The organism is Morganella sp. EGD-HP17 (assembly GCF_000512315.2).
GTDB classification, from domain to species: Bacteria; Pseudomonadota; Gammaproteobacteria; order Enterobacterales; family Enterobacteriaceae; genus Morganella; species Morganella morganii.
In genome coordinates, this window is sequence record NZ_AZRH01000009.1 from 17514 (window position 1) to 39893 (window position 22380).

A 22380-nucleotide genomic window follows, 5' to 3' on the forward strand; every position below is an offset into this window, starting at 1 on the left:
TTTTTGATTAAATTACAGTTATACGCCAACAAGGGGAAATCCGATGTTAGTTTCGATGGAGAATATGCTCAATCGTGCATTTGCACGCCAGTACGCCGTCGGCCAGTTTAATATTAATAACCTGGAGTGGACCGGAACGGTATTAAAAGTTGCACAGCAACTGCGTTCCCCGGTTATTTTAGGTGTCTCCGGCGGAACCATAAAACATATGCTCGGGCTGAAATGTATTCACGATATTGTGGTGAATGCGATGGAGTTTCTGGAAATAGATGTGCCGGTGGCACTGCATCTGGATCACGGCCAGTCTTATGAAGCCTGTGAAGCGGCAATTAAAGCCGGTTTCAGTTCTGTGATGTTCGACGGTTCACAGATGCCGTTTGCCGAAAACCTGGCAATCACCAAACGCCTGGTGACTTACGCGCACCGCCGTGGTGTGTCTGTGGAAGCCGAGCTGGGCACCATCGCGGGCAGCGAGGACGGTATTGTGAATTCTCACGTCATTTATGCGGACCCGGCAGAGTGTCAGAAGCTGGTGGAAGAAACCGGGGTGGATTGCCTGGCGGCGGCGCTCGGCTCGACTCACGGGCTGTATAAAGGCAAGGCGAAGCTCGGTTTTGCGGAAATGCAGCATATCGCGCAGCTGGTGAAAGTACCGCTGGTACTGCACGGCGGAACCGGTATTTCAGACGAGGACATGAAGAAAGCCATTTCACTCGGTACGGCGAAGATCAACGTTAATACGGAAAATATGTATGCGTGGTGCCTGTCCGTGAAAGAGCAGTTTGAACAGCAGGGCGCGCATGATATCAACGATCCGCGCAAAGTGATTATGAAAGGATTGCAGCCGGTCGCGGAGCGGGTGGAAGAACGGATGCGTCTGTTCGGCTCAGCCGGGCAGTCTCTGTAACCCCGTCAGATCCTGTGGTGGCCGCCGCTCAGGCGGTCACCGGGGATTGGGTCAGATAATCTTTGGCATTATTAATAATCGCCTCTGAAATCCGCTGTAATGTGCCGGATTCCGGCTGGTAACGATGCCAGTAAAGCTGTTTTTGCTGCACCAGTTCCGGTACCAGATTGATCATCCGTCCGGATTCAAGCTCATGTTTAATCTGATGTTCCGCAATCATACAGCAGGCGGAGTTTTGCAGTACCAGCTGAATATAGGCCTCTGATGACGGCACTATATGGCTGTTCAGGCTTCCCGGCGTTAAACGGAAATACTCCTGTAAAAAGATATGGTGCATATCTGACGAATGGTTAAATGACACCACCGGCGCCCGCAGCAGGGTCTCTTTGGTCACTCCTTTGCTGAAATATTTTTCCGCAAAGGCCGGGCTCGAGACAAAAATATAATCCATCGCCCCCAGATAATCACAGGTTCCGCCGACAGCAGGCAGCGGCTGCATACTGATTGCCCCGACCGCTTCCCCTTTGAGCAGATAGTCGAGTGTCCGGCTCTCATCATCCACCTTAATATCCAGACGAATGGCGCGGTCATCCAGGATCGGCTTGATAGCGGATAAAAACCAGGTCGCGAGGGAGTCGGCGTTAATGGAGATAGGGATGGTGACCACATGGTTGCCGCTTTCATTATCAAAGGCATCATGCTCAATTAAATCAACATGATAAAGCAGACCCAGCAGCTTTTGCCCGAGTTCGGTCGGTTTCGGCGGCACGGTGCGTGTCAGCAGCAGGGAACCGACCTGATTTTCCAGCTGTTTTACCCGCTGGGAAACTGCCGATTGTGTAATAAAGAGTTTCGCTGAGGCTTTCTCGAATCCCTGTTCTTTGATAATAAGATCGAGCAATCTCAGTGATTTATAATCGACATTCTTCATGGAAGCCCTGCGGTGGTGGTGAAAAGTACGGCTATTCTACACGAAAAGGGCGGCAGGAGGAAAAGCGCCGGTACGGGAATACCGGCGTGTAAAGACGATCAGTCAATGGTCATAACAATGGATATATTACCGATAAAAGGCCCGGCTTCCACCGGCCCGGTGGTTTCCAGTGTGCTTTTCAGCAGTGCGTTTGCTTCATAATCCCCGCGTACATAAACCGGTACACCACCGCCGGATGAGTTCAGCGGATAGCCGTTCAGTGTCAGTCTGCTGTAGAGATTGTTTTTTAGTCTCAGCCGGGATTCCGTATCACTCACGGAGTAGATCCGGACAGTGGCATCTTTGCTGCATTTCATTCTCAGATACTGACTGGCCTGATTGCCGTTAATTTCATTATCCGGTATCCGGCCATGATCGAGAATGGCGCTCGGATAGTCAGCCGTAAAACTGCAAATTCCGCCCGGCGGGGGAGCTACGCCACAGACAGAATCCGGATACATATAACCGTTACCACCGGTCGGGCTGCTGGTTAAAAAGAGGGTCACACATTCGTTACGGATAGCGTCACCTTTGTGATTGGTCTGCCCCTCAAACGGCAGTCCGCCGAAACAGTTATTATAAATATAGTTATAAACAGCTGTGGCATCCGGCAGTGTCATCAGGTTCATATTCCGGCAGCGCCCCTCAAATTCGCTGTTATTACGGGAGGATACCCCACCCCGGTCTGCGTTTGTGTGGCGGTGATTAATATTGGCGTAGCATTTTTTTGTCAGACCGACTTTCACACAAGGATGCACGCTGCCCGCCGGCGGCGGAGTCCAGGCAGTAATCCGGTAGTAATAATCGATATCTGCCGGTTTACCTTCAGAGCGGGTAATATAGCTGTACAGTGTTGCCTGTGCAGGCAGCACAAATAAAAGGAGAGTGGTCAGCACAGTGAGATAACGGAGGATCTTGGTCATACCGACCTCAGAAATAGTCGATAGTCAGAAACGCGGTGGAATTAAACGCGCCGTACTTAATGGTTTTACCGGTTTTTGCTTTCGGATCAACCTGCAAAAAAGCGGTAAAACGGATGTTGTTCTCACCGTTTCCGGCAATGGTAATGGTGTTGGAAAACTGATTCAGCGGGATCAGCGGAATATTATCTATCCGCACGCCGATGGCAAACCCGCCTGCGTCACTGGACGGATCCAGCGCCAGATAGGACGGCATATCCGGGGTCCCGGTGAATTTAATCTTAAACCGGTTCATATCCGTGATATCGCAGTCAGACAGGATCAGGGAGAATGATTTGCGGACCTCAACCCCCTCATACAAATCCGGCAGTGAAACATCACTGAAATCCACCACCAGATCTTTATTTTCCGGTAACAGCGTGCAGGGGTCATTGTACAGCTCGCCGATCACTCGCAGGTTATCGGCGGCGTGCCCCGCCGGAATAAAGACGGCAGAGAATGTCAGTGCGGCGCTGAATAACAGACTGAGAGCAGCAGGGCGGTTCATCAGAAATACTCCATCGTTACAGTGCCGGTGCCGCTGAAGGAGCCGGGCGTGACGTCCCCGTTAGGGTTTTTGGTCAGCACAATGGTTAATGTCAGATGGCGGCTGCTCACCAGCTGCGCTTTGCCCAAATCCAGTTTCACCCCGGCGAGTTCAATATTAAAGCCCACGTTATTCTGGTTGGTTTTCACCAGTTTGTTATTGAACTGTGCCCGCGGCCCGTCAACGGTGAGGAAATATTTGAAATTCTCTGAGTCCTGCTCACAGACAAAGGGGATATCCACATCTTTGCGGATATCTGACTTTTCCAGCATTTTTATCTGGATGCGCTGAAAATCGACCAGGATTTCCTCGTTGTTATTCACTTTACAGGGCGGCGGCGGCTGAAGACTTCCGGTGATCCGGATATTGGCGGAACTGTGTGCTACTCCTGTACCGGCATACACCGGCAGAGCAAGACAGGACAGCATCAGAGCTGTGATTAAATGTCGCATCACAATTCCTTATTCATAATCGATATGGATGGTGGCCGTGGCATTGAATTCACCGGCAGGCAGTTTTACCGCCGGTTTTTTTGCCAGAATCACCATGATTTCGGGTTGTACCGGATACTGAATGGTCATCTTTTCATTCAGCGGCATCAGTTTGTTATCCGCCAGGAATTTCACCGCAAGGTCACTGACGCTGGTGGAAAGATAACGCGAATCGACGGAGGAAGGGGTGCCGGTAATATACAGCTTCATGGCACGGGCGCGGTTATCCTGACACTCGATCCGGTAATCCAGTTTTTCACGGTAATTATCATTGTCTATCCGGGTGGTGGTGACATCTTTGAAATCAATCAGGATATTATTGCCCTGATTAATTTTGCAGGGCGCGATAAATATCTCCCCCCGGACATACACATCGATATAGGTGTAAGAACCGCCGGAGACCATCAGCGGCAGGCACAACAGTGCCGCGCAGCCGGTACGGAAAAGCATGGTCAGTGTCATCGGCGGTTCCTCCTGTTAATTATTTACTGTCTGACTGCACGGTACAGCTGCTGCCGGCACAGCTGAATTTCAGTGGTTTGGTATCACCGTAGTCATTGACGTAATAAACAACCGGCGCATTACCCAGCGCCGGAGCACTGAAGGACGCGGAGGCTTTTGGTGATACCATCACCGGCTCAAATTTCACTTCTTTTCCGCCGGTGGCATCCAGACGAGTGACTGAAAGATGGTACGGCGTGGTGTTTTCAATGGTGTACTGCCCGCCATTCTGTGACAGACGGATGCCATCCGCACCGGCGATTTTTTCCATCCGCTCCTGAACCTGAATCGCTTTCGGGCGGTAGAACAGTTTGATCTTGGTTTGCAGGGCAATTTGCAGCACGTTGCTTTTCTCAACGGCCGGCGGAATTTCACGGACGTTCAGATAAAAGACCGATTCGCGGTCAGCCGGTAATGAGGCGGCTTCCGGAGAGAGCTGCACTTTAATCTGGCTTTTGCGGTCAGGCTCAATCCGCTGCACCGGCGGAGTGACAAATACCGGTGATGTAATTTTCTGTCCGGTGCTGTTCTCAATCCAGGACTGCGCCAGATACGGTTTGCTGAGGTGCTCATTGGTGACCGTCAGCGGCACAGCTTTATCACCTTCGTTATAAATAACACGGGTTCTGTCGAGTGCGATGGCGGCTCCCGCGGTTACCGGAATGGCGGCCAGGGTGGTCAGTGCGGCGCAGAATAAGGTGGTCACTTTTCTCATGTTAAGGTTCCTTACGGATTCATCTGTTAATTCTGTAAAATACATACCGGTGCCGCCGGATTTACCGGCATGGCAGCAGCATATTAAACTGAACGTTATCATCCTTTATTTCCGGGATCCGGACAGTACATTGTGTCTGTCCGTTCCAGGCTACAGTCAGCTTCTGGCCCGGTTGTATCCCGGTCAGATAAGCCGATCCGTTATCGGCCACAATGCCGATCTCCGCATTTTTGTCATTCATGACAGAGGCGCCGAATGGCGGATGAGTATTATCATTCATAGCAATAATACCCATGATTTTATAGCCTTCGACAACATTAAATTTCCGGTAACCGATCGCACCGGAGGTCAGTGTTGCCTGCTGCACGGATGTCAGGGCTTCGGCATTATCCGGCATGGCATCGAGATCAAGAGACAGCTGGCCGCGTGAGTAGGCCGTCGCGGTCGGGATAATCGCTTTCCCGAAGGCGTTGGTCCGTACTGCTTTGCCGGTACCGCGCACATCAATATCTGATGTTCCGCTGGTATCCACCAGAATGCGCGGTGCCATACTGTTGCCGCTGCGGTGGAATGCCGCACCTTCACGGGTCAGGGTAAAGCCGCCGTGTGACTGACCGGATACCGTAAGAACGTTGTCCTGAATATAGGTTCCGCTCAGTGAAAGGTAGTTATTCCCCCCTTCATTGGTATAGAAACCGGCGAGGTTGACTTTGCCGTCGCCTTCACCGGCAGACAGTGAATAGTTACTCGAATTATCAATATCAGTGTAATAGTTAACGTTATTACTGTGAGAGTTCTTATTGTAACTGCCGCTGTAGCTGAACATGCCTTTATTATCATCAAGCGGAACAGAGAGGCTGGCGTAGACGCCGTTATCTTTTGTTGAATCCGATTCTGTCCGGTAGGCTGACATACTCATGCTGAGGTTCTTTTTCTCTCCCCGGTCAAAGTTGCGGGAGAGGGTCATGCTGTAGTTATTGATGCTCGCTTTATTCCAGAATGTCTGATGACTGTAGTTCAGATAGACGTTCATGCGCAGAGACGGGAACACCTTGTTAAAGATGATGTTATACATCTCTTTGCTGTTGTCGGTATTACCGCCGCGGTAACGCAGATCGACAAACTGGTTCATGGTCATGTAATCCCGCTCCGAGAAGCGGTAACCGGCGAAGGTCAGCTGACTGTTAATGGCATCGAATTCTTTGGAATAGGTGATGCTGTAAGAGCCGCCGGTTTTATTTTGTTTATCTGCAAAATCACCCATGTTTGCCCGGGAATAGGAGACTTTCGCGGAAAATACCCCGAATGGTGCGATATCTCGGCCTATCCCGAAAGACACGTTCTGGTAATCCGTCGCCGCCAGTACGCCGCCGAACAGCGTGGTGTTGTTGCTCATCCCCCGGGAAAAACTCCCTGTACCGAATTCCGGGCCTTCGGTTTTGTGATCGTCTGACAGCGGTTTACCGGCCGCCAGTTTAAACAGGAACTGGCCGGGACGGGTCAGCATCGACAGGCGGGATGTTTCGATGGTGAAATGCTGTTCGCTGCCATCCTGCTCTTTAATGGTGACATTCAGTGTACCGTCACCGATGTAGTTCATATCACGGATACGGAACGGTCCTTTACTGACCTGCTCCTGATAAATGATACGTTCACCCCGGCGGATGATTACGGTGGCGTTGGTGCGGGCAACCCCGGCAACTTCCGGCGCATAACCGCGCAGCAGCGGCGGGAACATATTTTCATCGGTTTCCATGCTCATGCCGATGTAGCGGAAGCTTTCAAACAGTTCTGAGGTCAGATACTGTTCACCGAATATCAGACGGGCGCTGAGATCCCGGAGTGCCCGGTAAGCGTAGATCTGGTTCCAGCGCCAGCGTTTTGAGTGCTCCACTCTGTCGCCGCCGGTCGCCTGCCATTCCGCATGCACACGCCATGCACCGAGGTTGACGCCGGTATCACCGTAGCTGACTACATCCGTCTTGCTGCTTTTATCGTTATCACTGCCCGGCTGGTATTTGCTGTGCGTGGCGGTGGCGTTATAGTCGAATAAAAATCCGGCGATACCGTCATCCCAGCGCTCCGGCGGATCCCATGACGGATCGCTGTAGGCCATATAGGCCTGGGGGATCCGGATATTGAGTTTATTATCCGCGATATCACCCGTTGCCTGCATATCAGGAATGGTACGGATATCAAGGCACTGCAATTTATCCTGCGCTGTCCAGCTGACTTTATTCTGCCACTCTTCTTTCATGGCAAGTTGTGCAAATAATTCAGGGGTAATACAGGGGACTGTTATTTCAGGATCATATTCCGGGATATAAAAAAGGATATTCTCATCACTGGTAATAACATTATTATTGAGTTTAGTTGCCAGAAGATAAGTACCCGGCATAACATAATTAGCCAGGCTGAATTTTGAAAAATCAATTTCCTGACTGTCTGAGTCTAAAAATGATGTATTAAAGTTAATGGCTTCTTCAGCAAATGCGGTATTTATCTGAATAGCTGCAACCACAGAAGCTGTAAATATTTTAATTGTTGTTCTGAGCTTCATGAGATATGCCAGCCACCGCTAATCTATTATGCAGTGGCGGGAGCTGTCCTTGCAGACCACTGCATATATTAAAAAGAACTATTCAGTAACTATCCTGTTATTGATAGAAAATCTGGAAGTTAACCGGGGTATCGAAGTGACCGGTAGTAGCCTGTTCACCGGCAACTGCAGACTGGTTACCTTTTACATACGCTGCAAAGTTCAGCGGAGTGATTTGATCACGGCCACCGTTTAGGGTGTATTTTTCAGCAGGGAAACGTGAACCCAGTTCGATAGCTTTACCGCCGCTGTCTGTCAGTGCGATACCGGCATTCTGGATTGAACCCAGACCAACATATTTAGATGTTGCAGTACCGTCTTTCAGTTCAACTGTTGGTACAGTGAATTGAATCTGCGCAGTTTTATACGTGGTGGTATCACAGTTTTTCAGTTCGATATTGAATGTTTTGCTATCTGTACGGTAAGTACCGGTAGTCAGTTCGTTACGGCTGATTTCACCGAAATCCACTGTCTGATCCAGGAATTTACTGTCGATAGAGCAAGGCACGTTATTAATGAAGCCTTTAAAATGCACGGTACCGAGACCGCTTTTTACTTCTGGTGGTTGCACAGGATCTTCTGCCATAGCAGTACCCGCAGCAAATAAAGATCCCAGAACTACTGAGAGTAATACTTTCTGAAGTTTCATGTTATTTCCTTTATCAGGGATATTCGTCAATATTTAATAATAATCTGTTTTATTTATATTATTAAATAAATAATCCCGTGAGGCTCAAGCTGGGATAATTTAATAATAATTCTGAGCAATATTCTTTGAATACCGCAGTATTATCATAATTGTTTATTAGAGTGTCAATTGTCATGCAAATACTGCTATTTTTTATATTGCGATAACATTTAAATTTAAATATTATTACCCGGGTAAGAAATGAAATTATATATTGCATATGAACAAAACTCTTTCACGGAAACTGACTAAAAAATAGCGGATTGTTTGGTGTCATTTCCTGTTTGCTTTTTTCATATGTCACATTAAGTCATATTTATAGTGATTAAATGTAATTAGTTAACTAATGGTCATGCATTTAACCACTAATCCCAATCTTAATATGCTCATCACAGGACATAATCACTATTTACAAAAAGTGTTTGATTTTAATCATATACAAAAGTGATTAGTTTTATTGTTTAGTTTTATCGCAATAATTAATCAGGGAGAAAAATGGATTACAGCCGAAAATAAATAATGCAATTTTATTTATAATTATAGCAACGGTGATGTCAGTCACACGGCATACTCATCTTAAGATGTAAGGCGTTATCCGTGATTTAGGATATTGCAGCCTGCATCACAGTTAAGAAAAATTTATTTATTATCCGTGGTGTTTACATGAGGGTATACTCTGATACCGATGTGTTTTTTAAGTAATTATGCGTGAGCAAATGCAAAATATTTCTGAGACCTGATGAAACAGATTTACGGACAGAAAAAGAAACCCACAATCCGGTAACAATTAAGCAACGCAATTAGGCACTCAGCGATCAATTCTGCTGTGTTTACCCGGGTTTTCTGCGTTTGTGTGAAAAACAGCCTGCCGGAGGAATACCAGCGGATGAAACCCGTTCAGTACAACGCGGTTTTCCGGATTTCTGTGCTGAGGGCCGGGTTAATAGTCAATATTGTGACCTGTGTCCATATTGATAAAATAATGTGATCTACATCTGATTTATTCATGTTATCCGTTACAATGGTGATTTTTTACTGCCAGTCAAATATTTTGCCATAACGGTGATTGGAAGGTGTAATAAGATGTTCATCCCGGTACCTCCTGAATAAATTCAGTATTAAAACGGGGTTTTCATCATTATATAAAATCATTCTCATTAAAATCAGCGGACCGGAAAATTAAAAAAACAGGAGCCGCTTCACATTATTGTCTTATTTGAATATTTCTCTTTTTATTTTAATCAAAACCAATATCACTTATCGAATAATGTTTTTCACAAAATTATAGCATTTTATATCACATTGAAATTTAACGAATTATCTATTAATTAGTAACCCGAAATAAGTAGTCAGGACAGGGTTAATCAATAAATATTAATTTATTAATTTATGGCATGCCCAAAAGGCATGGCTGAGGAATTTTCGGAATATTGTCAGGAAAACAGTCCCGCGGGTAGTATGAATATGGAAAGGGTACGTTTTTTATATAAATACACACGAGTAATTCTCAATAACAATTCCTATAAAGGTAACACTATGGATATATTAAAAGATAGTAAGTTGCTTTTGGTTAGCTTATTTATCATTCTTCTTGCGGAAGCGATAGGGCAAATTAAAATCAGTCTGGTGATGGTTTTTCCGATGCTCTACTCCATGCTGATGGGTGGTATTATCAGCTTTCCGAAATTTAAAATCCTCAACGAAAAGAACATGGCGCATGCGACCTCTATCATGAGTGTGGCACTGGTGATCCTGATCGCCAAGCTGAGTACTTCCGTCGGGGCCTCCTGGGAAAAAATCATTCAGGCCGGTGGTGCGCTGGTTCTGCAGGAAGTGGGCCACTTTATCGGTACCATTATGCTGGGTCTGCCGCTGGCGATTATGTTAGGTATGGGCCGTGAAGCGGTCGGTGCCACCTATTCTGTCGGCCGTGAGCCGAACATCGCCATCATCGAAGCCAAATACGGCTTAAGTTCGCCGGAAGGCCGCGGTGTCATGGCAATGTATATCTGCGGTACGCTGTACGGTGCTGTCTGGATGGGGATCCTCGCGAGTGTGATCGCCGGTCTGGACATTCTCAGTCCGCTTGCTCTGGCAATGGGTGCGGGTGTCGGCAGCGGCTCGATGCTGGCGGCGGCGGTTGCCCCTCTGCTGGAACTCTATCCTGACCAGGCTGCGGATATTCAGGCGTTCTCGTCTTCCGCGAACCTGATGTCTTCTGTGTTAGGTCTGTACATCTATATTTTCTTCTCCTTACCGTTTGCGTCTTATCTGTACAACAAACTGAAAAGAAAACGTGCAACGGCGTCTGCGGATACTGAATAAGGATAACTAATCATGAAAAAGATGACAGAAATAGCCATAATCCTGGTTCTGGTGGTGTTCTTTACCGCGCTCGGCGATGCAGTCGGCGGGTCAATGTACGGCCGTGGTGAGTTCGGGCAGGTGTTCAGCGATACACTGCTGGCGATGACACTGCTGGGCGGTATGTCCTTCGCGGCATACCTGATCGCGATGATCCCGCCGTTAGGCAAACTGCCGGTGATCTTCTGGGTTTCCCTGATCGCCGCCGGTCTGTGTTCACCGCTGTTCCCGTATGACAAAGAAATGATTGCCATGACCGGTAAAGTCTCTATCGCGGTTATCAGTACCACAGTACTGGCCTTCGCGGGTCTTTCACTGGGTAAAGATATCGATAAATTCAAAGCGATTTCATGGCGCATTATCCCGGTGTCACTGGCGGTATTCTCCGGGACATTCTTATTTGCCGCACTTATCGGCCAACTGACGCTCACATGGAGTGGCGTTATCTGATCAGAGGGGAATATTCAGCATGACAATGACCAAAGAACAACTGAAAGCCAAAGTCTGCGAAGCGATTGCCGCCCGCAAGGGTGACATTAAAAAACTGGCAGAGAATATCTGGGCAGAGCCGGAGCTGGGTTATAAAGAGACCCGCACAGCGAAGAAGGTCGAAGCGGCATTTGATTCTCTGGGTGTCAGCTACCGTAATCAGCTGGCGCTCACCGGGGTCAAAGCCCGCCTGAAAGGCGGAAAAGGCAGTAAACGCAGTGTCGCGGTGATCGGTGAGCTGGATGCCATTATCTGTGCTGAACACCCTGATGCGGATGACCAGACCGGCGCGGCACACTGCTGTGGTCACAATGCGCAGATCGCCAATATGATGGCGGTCACTATGGGGCTGGTGGATTCCGGGGCGATGGAATATCTGGCGGGGGATGTAGTGCCCTTCGCCGTTCCGGCTGAGGAATATGTGGAACTCGCGTACCGCAACAAGCTTATCGAACAGGGCAAAATAAGTTATATCGGCGGTAAGCCGGAGCTGATTTCCCTCGGTGAGTTTGATGATGTGGATATGGCGATGCAGATCCACCTGACCAGCGTCAAACCTGAGCGTGACAACGGATTTATTGAAATCTCCACCACCACCAACGGCTTTATCGGCAAGCTGATTAATTACAAAGGCAAACCGGCACATGCTGCGGCGGCACCGCATATGGGGATTAACGCCCTGAATGCGGCAATGATGGGTATCATGGGTGTGAATGCTATCCGTGAAACCTTTCAGGAGAAGGATTATATCCGTTTCCACCCGATCATCACCCAGGGCGGTGATCTGGTGAACGTGACCCCGAGTGATGTGCGCATGGAAAGTTATGTCCGTGCCTCAAACGTGCCGGCAATGATCGATGCCAACGAGCGTATTACCCGTGCGCTGGTGGCTGGTGCCATGTCTGTCGGTGCCGAAGTGGAAGTGAAAGATTTACCGGGCTATCTGCCGCTGTACAACAATGACGTACTGAATGATCTGTTACAGCAGAATGCGGAAGGTCTGATTGGTGATGAAAATGTCTGGGTTGCCGAGCATATGACCGGCAGTACTGACACCGGGGATCTGTCCCATATCATGCCGGTCAGTCATCCGTGGATTGGTTCAGTGCGCGGCGGGCTGCACGGCAAAGATTATGTCGTTTTTGATGACGATATGGCCTATATCCGTCCGGCTCAGATGATGGCAATGACAATTATTGATTTGCTGTTTGATGATGCCGCCGGTGCGGAAGCCCTGATGGCGGAATATAAGCCGCTGATGAGTAAAGAAGAGTACCTCTCGTTTATCAGTTCCTTTAAGAACTGATCATCCCCCTGAAGGCCCGGAAACGGGCCTTTTTTATAGGATATTACTGCCATTACTTCAGCGGCATAATATATTCGATAGCACCGGATTTATTTGCCACCCAGTCATACAGACGCTGGCCACGGGTATTATCTTTATGGGTGTGCCAGTAGAGACGGCCGCACGGACGTGCCAGCGCCTGCTGCTGTACAAACTCAATCAGCTGTTTGCCGATATGCTGGCCGCGCACAGACGGATCCACATACAGGTCTTCCAGGTAACAAAACTCTTTTTCCGCCCAGGTGGAGCGGTGATAGAGATAATGCACGAACCCTATGACTTTGCCGTTCATCCGCGCCACGGCGCAGAACATCGGTTCTTTTTCATCAAAGAAACGTGACCAGCTGGTCAGTGTGACTTCTTCCGGAAAGCTGACTTTATAAAATTCCTGATAGGCCAGCCAATGCGACAGCCAGCCCGCATAATCATTCTGTGTGGCAGGCGCCACTGTCACCAGATCCGGTACGGATGATGTCATTGTATTATTCATGGTGTTTCCCTCATTATTCTGCATTCTGCTGTTGTGAAGAAAACGCGCGTTTTCCGTGATGTGAAGAGTACGTGTTATTTTGGTTCTTTATAAGATACACTTTTTATATTTTTAACAGATCCACTTCAGGTCACTATGCGAAAATCCGGCGCGGCAGCGTTCCCCGAATTACTGACAGGTAACGGGATCATCAAAGATCAGGTGTATCACGCTCTGCGTGAGGCGATCCTCAGCGGCCGCCTGCATGCGGGCAGCAAAGTGCCGTCCGGGCGGGCGCTGGCGGAGATGATGGGTATCTCCCGTAACTCGGTGATTGCCGGGTTTGAGCGGTTGCAGGATGAGGGTTATCTCATCACCCGGCGCGGCGCGGGTACCTTTGTGGCGGATAATCTGCCGGATCACGCCATCAGCGGACCGGTGGCATCCCCGGCGGATGAAACCGGGGAACTGGTAACCGCCAATATCAGCCCGCTGGCAGAAACATTGCTGTCGCAGCGTGTTGCATCCGGTGCGCCGTCCGATGCACTGTTTATGGTCGGTACCGGATGTGTGGATCTGTTTCCGCATGATGTCTGGGGGCGGCTGCTCGGCCGTGTCTGGCGTCAGTCCCGCTATGCGCTGCATACGCACAGTGAGCCGCACGGCTACCCGCCGCTGCGCCGGGCAATCTGTCATTATGTCCGTGCCACCCGCGGATTGCAGTGCGATGAGGACCAGATCCTGATTGTCAACGGCACCCAGCAGGCGATTAACCTGACAGTGCAGACGCTGTTACAGCCCGGGGATGAAGTCTGGCTGGATGACCCCGGCTATGATGGTGCGCGCGGGGCGTTTTTATCACAGCGGCTGACAGTACGTCCGGTACGCGCGGATGAAGAGGGCATGGATGTGTATGACGGCCTGCGCCGCTGGCCGGACGCGAAACTGGTGTTCACCGCACCGTCACATCAGTTTCCCGGCGGCGGCACACTCAGCCTGGCCCGGCGATCGGCGCTGCTCTCCTGGGCGGCAAAACACCATGTCTGGATCCTGGAGGATGATTATAACGGTGAGTTCCGTTATGCCGATCGTCCGCTTCAGGCATTGCAGGGGCTGGACAGGCATCAGCGGGTGATTTATGCGGGAACGTTTTCCAAAATGCTCTATCCCGCCTTCCGGCTGGGATTTCTCGTCGTACCGAAAGCGCTGATCCCGGCCTTTGAGGTGACAAAATATTATGCCGATACCGGCTGCGGCTATCTGGAGCAGGCCACGCTGACCCGGTTTATTAATGAAGGTCACTATGCACGGCATGTCCGCCGGGTGCGCAAAGCCTGTTATGAGCGGCGGCAGGCGGTGACGGATGCCATTAATCAATACCTTCCTGAACTGCTGGATATTGTGCCGAGTGACTCGGGGATCCACCTGTTATGCAGGATGAAAAACGGTGTTCCGGCACAGACGGTGATTCAGGCAGGACGGCAGTGCGGCATGGGCATGCAGCCGCTGGCCCGTTACTGCCGTCCGGATGCACCGCAGGAAGGGGTATTATTCGGGTTTGCCGCCTATCCGGCGGAGAAACTCACCGATGGCATCCGCCGTCTGGCGGAGGCGTTACAGGCTCAGGGTGTGGTGACGGTTTAGAACAGATTCAGTGTCATCATCACTGCGCTGCACAGGATAAGGATCAGCGTGGCGTACTGAAAAGCGCGATCCGGCATCCGCGTGAGCAGAATTTTGGTCAGCGGCATACTGAGCAGGGACCCGGCAAACAGCCACAACGCGAGACGGACATCCGTGTGTCCGTCCTGCATATAGGCAATAGCAGAAGAGCCGGAGAGCAGGGTGGTGACAAAAATAGAGGTGCCGATAGCCTGACGGATATCCATCTTTGCATAGCGCAGCAGCATCGGCAGCACCACAATCCCGCCGCCGACCCCCGTTGCCCCCAGTACCACACCGGCGGTGATCCCCGGCAGCAAAAGCTCCCGTACTGACATGGGGGTTTCAGCCGTATTCGCCGGTAACGGAGGCGGGAAAAACATCCGCTGAATAAACAGCCACAGTGAAAACAGGATCGCCGCCACGACCAGCAGATTAATACTCTTTTCTGTGATCGCCTGCCAGGCCGGTACCGAGGCAAGCCATGTCACCAGCAGACTGGCACCGAAGGTGGCGGGCAGCATAATCCCCAGCACAATCATGGCGCGCCGGAGCGGAATATTGCCGAGTTTGTAGTGCAGCCAGGAGGAGGCGACCTTCATCAGCATGGAGAGAAGATTGGCGGTGGCGACGGCCATCAGGGCATTCATGCCGTAGAGATACGTCAGGATTGGCAGCACTATCACTCCGCCGCCGACACCGGTGGTGCTGATAATCAGCCCGGTTAAGGCGCCTGTGATCAGTGTTGTGATAATGGCCATTGTCCTTTCCCCGGGCCGGAACAAACAGGGGAGTTATCATACCCCATGGCGGACAGATAAATACACTTAAGGATAATTCCGGTCAGGATTTCTCATTCTTTGCGCTATGATCACAACGGGTTTCCGGTGATTAAATAAAGGATGAGTCATGAAAAGGGGCGTATTTTTATCTGTGGTGATTGCATTGCTGGCCGGATGTAAGGAAACCCCGCCGCCTGCACCGGACGGATATTATGTGATTGATGATATTACCGTCACGTATGATAACCCGGCGGATAATGCGCCGGAGAACAGTGATCCGGAAAAAAATGTCAAAGCCGCAATCCGCGACACCATGGTCAGCCTGAAAGACTCCACATTCTTCTGGTTTGAGCCGGGCAGAGTCACGGTGGATAACAGCGGTAACCGTTTTGACAGTGATATTCATGGCGATACCTTTGATCTGAATAATATACAGACGACCTGGACATCACCGGACAGCGGACAAACCGTCTATCTGACCACGGAAAAAGAGGGCGCGTGCGGCTTCTTTAACTGTACCCTGAAAATGACCCTTTCCCGTGCCGATCATACCTCCGAAAAACTGGCCGGAATGAAAGCGGTATCTGATGTCAGAGCCGCCTCCTATGAAGCTTATCTGGAAACGCAGCGTCAGTATTACAAAGAGAACGGCTTCCCGCCGGTTCCCGGTGACACCATCAGAATGACAGAAAATATCTCAGTCACGCTGCCGGAAACAATGGCCATCGACCTGAAAAAACAGGAGGGCGGCGATTATGTCCGCGATATCGGCGGCCTTCATATTGAAAGCGATGATGATAATACGGAGATTTACCGCTTCCGTGATCCGCTCAGTGACGCGGAAGGTATTATTCATCTGGTGAAAGTCCCGAAATACCGCTGGCGTTTTGATGAATGGCTGAATCAGCAGAAAGGCATTATCTATCAGGAAGAGAACGGCGCGATCTATTACAACCGCTGGGGTAAGCCGGAATGCACCTATTTCCGCTATGACCAGAAAGAGCGGCGCTATGTGATTATTGTGGCGGAAACTGCGGATCAGATGATGATGCAGCAGATGTACAGTATTGCGCGATCTGCCGGGAAAAACCCGCCACCTGAAGCGAAAAGCAATAAATAAGTAAAAAAATGCCCGGCGTCGCCGGGCATTTACGTTAATTATGACTCTTTGGTGCTGATATAGATGTTTTTCACTTCGGTATAGGCATCCAGCATCATTTTATGGGTTTCCCGTCCCAGCCCGGAGTTTTTATAACCGCCGAACGGGGCATGAGCCGGCAGCTCATGATAGGTATTCACCCACATACGGCCGGTTCTGACCGCTTTCGCCACACGCAGTGCGCGGTTGATATCCTGTGTCCAGACCGCACCACCCAGCCCGTACTCGGAATCATTTGCCATCGCGACAACTTCATCTTCATCACTGAACGGGATCACCACCAGTACTGGTCCGAAAATTTCTTCGCGGGCAACCCGCATCTGATTGGGGACATTGGTGATAATCGTCGGCTTCATAAAGAACCCGGCATCCAGCCCGTCACTGGTCAGGCGTTCGCCGCCGGTGAGGATGGTGGCACCCTCTTTTTTCGCCAGTTCCACATAGCTGAGGATGGTATCAAGCTGTCCCTGACTGACCTGGCTGCCCATCTGAGTGTCTTTCGCCATCGGATCGCCGACTTTGACAGATTCAAAACGGGCTTTCAGTTTTTTCAGGAACTCATCGTGAATATCTTTGTGCAGGAACAGGCGTGAACCGGATTCACAGGCCTGACCCTGGTTCATCAGGATCGCGATAGCTGCATATTTGACGGCTTTTTCCATATTGGCATCCGGGAACACGATATTCGCCGATTTACCGCCCAGTTCCAGAGTGGCCGGGATCAGTTTTTTCGCGGCGGCAGCAGCAACAGTGTAACCAACACTGGTGGAGCCGGTGAACGCCACTTTGTCCACATCCGGATGGTCAAGAATCGCCTGGCCGACCACAGAGCCGCGACCGGTAACAATATTAATCACCCCGGCAGGCAGCACATCATTCAGGATGCGGCCCAGTTCCAGCAGGGTCAGCGGGGTCAGGCTGGCCGGGTTTATCACCACGGTATCTCCGGCGGCAATGACCGGCGCCAGTTTCCAGGCAGCCATCAGCAGCGGGAAGTTCCACGGGATAATCTGACCGACAACGCCGAGCGGTTCGCGGATCACCAGACTCAGGGTGTTTTCATCCAGCACATCGGCCTGGTCGGAATGGGCGCGGATAGCTCCTGCAAAGTAGCGGAAATGGTCAATCGCGGCCGGTAAATCGATGGAAATAGCCTCATTATACGGCTTACCGTTGTCGAGGGATTCCAGGGTGGCGAAGCGCTCTTTTTCGGCTTCCAGGCGGTCGGCAATTTTCAGTAACAGCTGCTGACGTTCCGCAGGAGAGGTATGGCGCCAGGTTTCAAAGGTCTTTTTGGCGGCGGCAACCGCTGTGTTGACATCCTGCGCGGTACCGGCCGGATAATCTGCCAGTAATTCACCGGTTGCGGGATTAAATGTCTGGCTTTTGGCGTGATCACTGCTTTCGACCCACTGGCCGTTAATCAGCATTTTGTAGGATGGCTGAGGACGCAAAGCCTGTTCTATATCTTTCAGTTTAATCATTATTTTCTCCGTTCTGTCCGGGTGACTGATGAGCGCCGGAACGGCCTCATCGGGACAACAAGGCGTAAATACATGAGAACGTAACTGCACGTATTTATTAACGTCCTTAAACATTACCATATCAAACTATTAACGTGGCAATGAATTTGGCTATAACTGCAAAAGGCAGCATTAATTACCAAATTTATTTTTTTGCCATATTGAATAGAGTTATGGTATACAGTAATCATATTTGATTACATTTGGTGCGGACGATAAACTGAAAAGAAAACATTGGGATGAAGGATGTTTGAACTTTCAGTGATTAAAGCAGCAGAAAAAGAGATCATGAAGCTACCCGCAGGACTTAAAGCTGAGATGCTGACCGGGCTTGAAACCCTGCGTAAATACGGTGCATTTCTAAAAGAACCGGTTGTCCGTGACCTTCATCGTGACGGGCTGAAGGAGCTGAGGATCCGTTCTCATGAAGGGTGTGCCAGAGGGGTTTTCTTTTTTTACCGGGGAAACCATATAATTATTGTGCATGTCTTTCAGAAAAAAACGCAGAAAACACCAAAGCAGGTGCTAGAGTTAGCACATGAGAGAATGAAAGAAGTGATAAGGAGGCTGAAATGAGTCGTAATGATGATTATGATTTAGTCCCTTTTGAAGAGCTGAAAAATACATTACTTAAAGATCCTGAAGTCATTGATGCACTGGATGAAATTCAGGCACGAAAAGTATTGCTGGATACATTAAAAGCAGCGAGAAAAGCCCGGAAAATTACCCAGGCTGAAGTGGCTGAAAAAATGGCGACGCAAAAACAGAATATTTCCCGCCTGGAAAAAGGGGACTATGACCCGCAACTGGGAACATTGATTCGTTATGCAGACGCCATTGGCGGACGATTATCTTTTGATTTTCTGCCTGTAATTTCGGAGTCTGTCTGATAATACCGGCGGTTACCTTGCCGTTATACAGCCAGCAAAAGCCGCCCGGCAAACAGCAGCAGGACAGTGCCGATGACATTGTCGAACAACCGGCTGTGTGCGAGGAACCGCTCACGGATACGCTGGTGTGAGAACAGAACGGAGACGGCCATAAACCAGGCCGCATTTACGCCGCACATCCACACGCCGTAGAACAGTTTCACCGTCACCGGCGTGGACGGACTGACCAGCGTGGTAAACATGGCCAGGAAAAACAGCATCGCTTTCGGGTTGGTGGCGTTGGTCAGAAATCCCATCCAAAATGCCTTGCCGGCCGTTTGTACCGGGGCGCTATCCGGGCTCTCCGGGGCGATAGCGGCACTTGCGCCTTTACTGCGCAGAAACTGAATGCCCAGCCAGATAAGATAAGCCGCACCAATGTATTTCGCGGTATCCATCAGCCACGGTGTGGCCTGCATCAGGGCTGTCACACCAGCCAGTGTGTACACCACATGCACGGAAATCCCGGCACCGATGCCGAGTGCTGTCATCAGCCCGGCTTTGCGTCCGTGATAAATACTCTGGCGCAGCGTCACGGCAAAGTCCGGCCCCGGCGAGACAACAATGAAAAAATGGACGAGCGCAAGCGCCAGAAATTCACTCTGGTTGAACAGATTCATCATAACCTCAGCAGATTAACAGGGGCGGCGGGAGTGCCGCCGCAGAGAGACAGGCTCCGTCAGATGACGTCGTACTGAACGGACAGAACGCCCTTTTTGGTTTTCACGGATTTCAGCACCAGTGTGCCGATCTCGCCGAGTGACTGCACATGCGTGCCGCCGCAGGAGTAAGGTTCAAAATCCGCAAAACGGATCTGAAACATGCCGTCCTCATCCTGATAGTGATGACAGGAGTGATCCGCGTCGATCAGCGCCTGACAGTGGCGGCGGACATCTTCCGGATCCACGATCACCGGGGAACCGGCAGGAATATATTGGATCCGTCCTTCATCCGGCCAGTGATGTCCTTTGGTCGGTTTCCAGCCGAAAGTTTCCATCACATGAGAGAGCAGGTGCCCGCCGGTATGCAGCCTCGAGTGCAGCTGACGTTTCTCCGCATCGACATTCATCTGAACTTCACCGGGGGCGACCGGTATATCGGTGTAATGAATGATACCTTCCGGCATAAAAGCGGTGTGAAGAACAGTGGCGTCACCGAGTGTGCCGGTGTCTCCCGGTTGCCCGCCACCCTGCGGATGGAACAGGGTTTTATCGAGGATAACCGCATAGCGCCCGTCCTCTGCCGGACGGCATTCCAGGACAGTGGCGGTGCCCTGTAAGGCGCGGCTGGTCAGATAGCATTTTTCTGTCATGGTGATGTGTGCCTCATTATTATTGTGTCGTGTTGTCTGACATTGTATTGCAGGCACTGTCATATGATAATACGGCAAAAATGCAAAGGATTTATTCCCTGTGATCACAAATGAAACCCTCGCATTACTCGAGGAAATGGCGGTATTTGCCAAAGTGGTGGAAACCGGCAGTTTCTCGGAAGCTGCCCGGCAGCTCGGCGCGACACCGTCTGCGATCAGCCGTGCGGTCTCGCGGCTGGAGCGCGCACTCAATACCCGGTTATTGCAGCGCACGACCCGCAAGCTGCGTCTGAATGAGAGTGGCAAGGCGGTATATCAGCACTGTCAGGCGCTGGTGAATTCTGCGGGAGCGGTGATGAGTGCCTGCGGGCAGTTCAGTGAAACACCTTCCGGGCTGGTGCGTCTGGGCGCCCCGAAAGCACTGGGCTATTTTATGGTGCATCCGCTTATCAATGAATTCCTCGCAACGAATTCCGGTGTGAATGTGATGCTGCGTCTGGAAGATCGCTATATGGATCTGATTGATGAGGAAATCGATCTTGCCATCCGTATTACCAATGAACCGCCGCCGGGGCTTATCGGCAAGCGGCTGTTTACGGTCAGTCATATTTTATGTGCCACGCCGCAGTATCTGGCGGAATATGGCACTCCGTCTCATCCGCAGGAGCTGAAGGATCACAGCTGCCTGTTCCTCAGTGAGGAAGCGGCAGATACCCGCTGGCGTTTTCAGCAGGGGAATAAAGTGGTGTCTGTGAATGTGCACGGGCGTTATTCATCAAACCACAGCGGGGTGCGGCTCGGCGGGGTGAAATCACATCTCGGGATCGGCGGGCTGCCGGTATTTACGGCGCGTAAATCGCTGGAGAGCGGGGAGATTGTGCAGGTTCTGCCGGACTGGACGTTTAAAACCCGTTACAGCGGGGATGCCTGGCTGCTTTATCCGCCGTCGCGTTATCAGCCGCCGCATATGATGGTGTTTATTGATTATCTGGTGAAAAAACTGCGGACATAAAAAAAGCGCCTTAAAGGCGCTTTTTTTGTATCTGTCTGATTAATCAGAATGCTTTGCTGTATTTTGCAATGATAGCAGCAGCACGGGTCAGATTAGAGAAGAAAGTTTTGATACTTTTCATAATGAACTCCTGCTTTGAATTAGTTGAGTAAGCGTGTTTTGCTTCGATGGGGGTATGATACCAGTTTTGTGATGTGGGTCAACATTAAATTCAACTATTTTTTAATGATTACAAAATCATTTTAATAACAAAAAAGCAGTGAAAAATAGCAAAAGTGAATATCATAACCGGGATAAAACAGTGTGTTTCTGCTGGCTATGATTTACTGAATTGATTTAGCAGGATTTTTTAATCAGTAACAAGATGTTGAAGATGTTAGCGGCACGTTACTGCAGCAGGAAAAGCGGAGAGTGCGTCGTTGTGCCGGTCAGTCGCTTCAACTTTTGTTGCAGGCCGGATCGCAGGCAATAAAAAAGCGCCCTGAGGGCGCTTTTCTTATATCTGTCTGATTTAATCAGAATGCTTTGCTGTATTTTGCAATGATAGCAGCAGCACGGGTCAGATTAGAGAAGAAAGTTTTGATACTTTTCATAATGAACTCCTGCTTTGAATTAGTTGAGTAAGCGTGTTTTGCTTCGATGGAGGTATCATACCAGTTTTGTGACGTGGGTCAACATTAAATTCAACTATTTTTTAATGATTACAAAATCATTTTAATAACAAAAAAGCAGTGAAAAATAGCAGAAGTGAACATCAGAACCGAGATAAAACAGTGTGTTTCTGCTGGTTGTGATTTACTGAATTGATTTAGCAGGTTTTTTTAATCAGCGGAAAGATATTGAAAATGTTAGTGATACGTTACAGCGGCAGAGAAACCGGTTGTTTTGCCTCTGAAGCGGTTATCTGTTTCAACTTTTTTTGAAAGAATAACACGGTGATAAAAAAAGAGGTGGCCG

22 protein-coding genes are annotated in these 22380 nt (G+C 49.9%); 9 read left to right on the plus strand and 13 right to left on the minus strand.

The genetic code is table 11. The annotated features are described in order from the left end of the window. Positions 1 to 43: 43 nt before the first annotated feature. On the plus strand, positions 44 to 907 hold the full coding sequence (gene fba / locus X965_RS10805; RefSeq protein ID WP_015422289.1) for a class II fructose-1,6-bisphosphate aldolase: 864 nt from the start codon (positions 44 to 46) through the stop codon (positions 905 to 907). Positions 908 to 935: 28 nt separating this feature from the next. On the opposite strand, the gene X965_RS10810 is transcribed toward fba, so the two are convergent. The 8 genes from X965_RS10810 to X965_RS10845 all read right to left on the minus strand — a co-directional run bounded on the left by X965_RS10810 (position 936) and on the right by X965_RS10845 (position 8338). Next, complete coding sequence (locus X965_RS10810) at positions 936 to 1838, minus strand: LysR family transcriptional regulator ArgP (RefSeq protein ID WP_004234693.1); 903 nt, start codon at positions 1836 to 1838, stop codon at positions 936 to 938. Between the two features lie 98 nt (positions 1839 to 1936). Next, positions 1937 to 2800 (minus strand): hypothetical protein, encoded by an 864-nt coding sequence (locus tag X965_RS10815; RefSeq protein ID WP_036418065.1) that lies wholly within the window; start codon positions 2798 to 2800, stop codon positions 1937 to 1939. 7 nt (positions 2801 to 2807) lie between these two features. Continuing rightward, positions 2808 to 3344, minus strand: a complete 537-nt coding sequence (locus X965_RS10820; protein WP_036418067.1) for a fimbrial protein — start codon at positions 3342 to 3344, stop codon at positions 2808 to 2810. Continuing rightward, complete coding sequence (locus tag X965_RS10825) at positions 3344 to 3835, minus strand: fimbrial protein (protein WP_015422288.1); 492 nt, start codon at positions 3833 to 3835, stop codon at positions 3344 to 3346. Before X965_RS10825 ends, X965_RS10820 begins: the two co-directional genes overlap by 1 nt. Positions 3836 to 3844: 9 nt before the next feature. Continuing rightward, a complete protein-coding gene (locus tag X965_RS10830) occupies positions 3845 to 4336 on the minus strand; it encodes a fimbrial protein (protein ID WP_004234700.1) in 492 nt (163 codons plus the stop codon). A 19-nt stretch (positions 4337 to 4355) separates the two neighbouring features. Beyond that, positions 4356 to 5090: a molecular chaperone gene (locus X965_RS10835; protein ID WP_004234702.1), complete on the minus strand. Its 735-nt coding sequence runs from the start codon at positions 5088 to 5090 to the stop codon at positions 4356 to 4358. Positions 5091 to 5151: 61 nt separating this feature from the next. Further along, positions 5152 to 7650, minus strand: a complete 2499-nt coding sequence (locus X965_RS10840) for a fimbria/pilus outer membrane usher protein (protein WP_036418068.1) — start codon at positions 7648 to 7650, stop codon at positions 5152 to 5154. 97 nt (positions 7651 to 7747) lie between these two features. Continuing rightward, positions 7748 to 8338 carry a fimbrial protein gene (locus tag X965_RS10845; RefSeq protein ID WP_036418070.1) on the minus strand — a complete coding sequence of 197 codons (591 nt, stop codon included), beginning with the start codon at positions 8336 to 8338 and terminating at the stop codon, positions 7748 to 7750. A 1575-nt stretch (positions 8339 to 9913) separates the two neighbouring features. On the opposite strand from X965_RS10845, the gene X965_RS10850 reads away from it, so the two are divergent. From X965_RS10850 to X965_RS10860, 3 genes are read left to right on the plus strand one after another with little or no spacing between them, the layout of a single operon-like run. Further along, the gene (locus tag X965_RS10850) at positions 9914 to 10702 is read left to right on the plus strand and encodes a DUF3100 domain-containing protein (protein WP_004241147.1); all 789 of its coding nucleotides are present in this window, start codon (positions 9914 to 9916) and stop codon (positions 10700 to 10702) included. A gap of 12 nt (positions 10703 to 10714) precedes the next feature. Then, positions 10715 to 11191: a hypothetical protein gene (locus X965_RS10855; RefSeq protein ID WP_004234713.1), complete on the plus strand. Its 477-nt coding sequence runs from the start codon at positions 10715 to 10717 to the stop codon at positions 11189 to 11191. 19 nt (positions 11192 to 11210) lie between these two features. Next, positions 11211 to 12536, plus strand: coding sequence for an amidohydrolase (locus X965_RS10860; RefSeq protein ID WP_072144573.1), 1326 nt, complete (start codon positions 11211 to 11213; stop codon positions 12534 to 12536). Positions 12537 to 12588: 52 nt separating this feature from the next. Here the strand turns inward: X965_RS10860 and X965_RS10865 are convergent, their stop codons facing one another. Beyond that, on the minus strand, positions 12589 to 13065 hold the full coding sequence (locus X965_RS10865; protein WP_036418151.1) for a GNAT family N-acetyltransferase: 477 nt from the start codon (positions 13063 to 13065) through the stop codon (positions 12589 to 12591). A 135-nt stretch (positions 13066 to 13200) separates the two neighbouring features. Between X965_RS10865 and X965_RS10870 the strand changes: the two genes are divergently transcribed. Then, a complete protein-coding gene (locus X965_RS10870) occupies positions 13201 to 14688 on the plus strand; it encodes a PLP-dependent aminotransferase family protein (protein ID WP_036418072.1) in 1488 nt (495 codons plus the stop codon). Here the strand turns inward: X965_RS10870 and X965_RS10875 are convergent. Continuing rightward, the gene (locus tag X965_RS10875) at positions 14685 to 15467 is read right to left on the minus strand and encodes a sulfite exporter TauE/SafE family protein (protein WP_004234718.1); all 783 of its coding nucleotides are present in this window, start codon (positions 15465 to 15467) and stop codon (positions 14685 to 14687) included. The genes X965_RS10870 and X965_RS10875 overlap by 4 nt on opposite strands. Positions 15468 to 15615: 148 nt before the next feature. Here X965_RS10875 and X965_RS10880 point away from each other — a divergent pair, with 148 nt between their 5' ends. Beyond that, complete coding sequence (locus X965_RS10880; protein WP_004234719.1) at positions 15616 to 16608, plus strand: hypothetical protein; 993 nt, start codon at positions 15616 to 15618, stop codon at positions 16606 to 16608. Positions 16609 to 16646: 38 nt separating this feature from the next. Here the strand turns inward: X965_RS10880 and X965_RS10885 are convergent, their stop codons facing one another. Next, the gene (locus X965_RS10885) at positions 16647 to 18131 is read right to left on the minus strand and encodes an aldehyde dehydrogenase family protein (RefSeq protein ID WP_036418073.1); all 1485 of its coding nucleotides are present in this window, start codon (positions 18129 to 18131) and stop codon (positions 16647 to 16649) included. Positions 18132 to 18416: 285 nt separating this feature from the next. On the opposite strand from X965_RS10885, the gene X965_RS10890 reads away from it, so the two are divergent. Together X965_RS10890 and X965_RS10895 are read left to right on the plus strand one after the other, a co-directional pair. Beyond that, on the plus strand, positions 18417 to 18746 hold the full coding sequence (locus X965_RS10890) for a type II toxin-antitoxin system RelE/ParE family toxin (RefSeq protein ID WP_036418075.1): 330 nt from the start codon (positions 18417 to 18419) through the stop codon (positions 18744 to 18746). Then, a complete protein-coding gene (locus X965_RS10895) occupies positions 18743 to 19060 on the plus strand; it encodes a helix-turn-helix transcriptional regulator (RefSeq protein ID WP_004234724.1) in 318 nt (105 codons plus the stop codon). The genes X965_RS10890 and X965_RS10895 overlap by 4 nt, the downstream gene beginning before the upstream one ends. Before the next feature lie 23 nt (positions 19061 to 19083). On the opposite strand, the gene X965_RS10900 is transcribed toward X965_RS10895, so the two are convergent. Both X965_RS10900 and X965_RS10905 read right to left on the minus strand, forming a co-directional pair. After that, positions 19084 to 19719, minus strand: a complete 636-nt coding sequence (locus X965_RS10900; protein ID WP_036418077.1) for a LysE family translocator — start codon at positions 19717 to 19719, stop codon at positions 19084 to 19086. A 59-nt stretch (positions 19720 to 19778) separates the two neighbouring features. Next, complete coding sequence (locus tag X965_RS10905; RefSeq protein ID WP_036418079.1) at positions 19779 to 20411, minus strand: metal-dependent hydrolase; 633 nt, start codon at positions 20409 to 20411, stop codon at positions 19779 to 19781. 100 nt (positions 20412 to 20511) lie between these two features. Here X965_RS10905 and X965_RS10910 point away from each other — a divergent pair, with 100 nt between their 5' ends. Beyond that, positions 20512 to 21423: a LysR family transcriptional regulator gene (locus X965_RS10910; RefSeq protein ID WP_036418081.1), complete on the plus strand. Its 912-nt coding sequence runs from the start codon at positions 20512 to 20514 to the stop codon at positions 21421 to 21423. Positions 21424 to 22380: the final 957 nt, after the last annotated feature.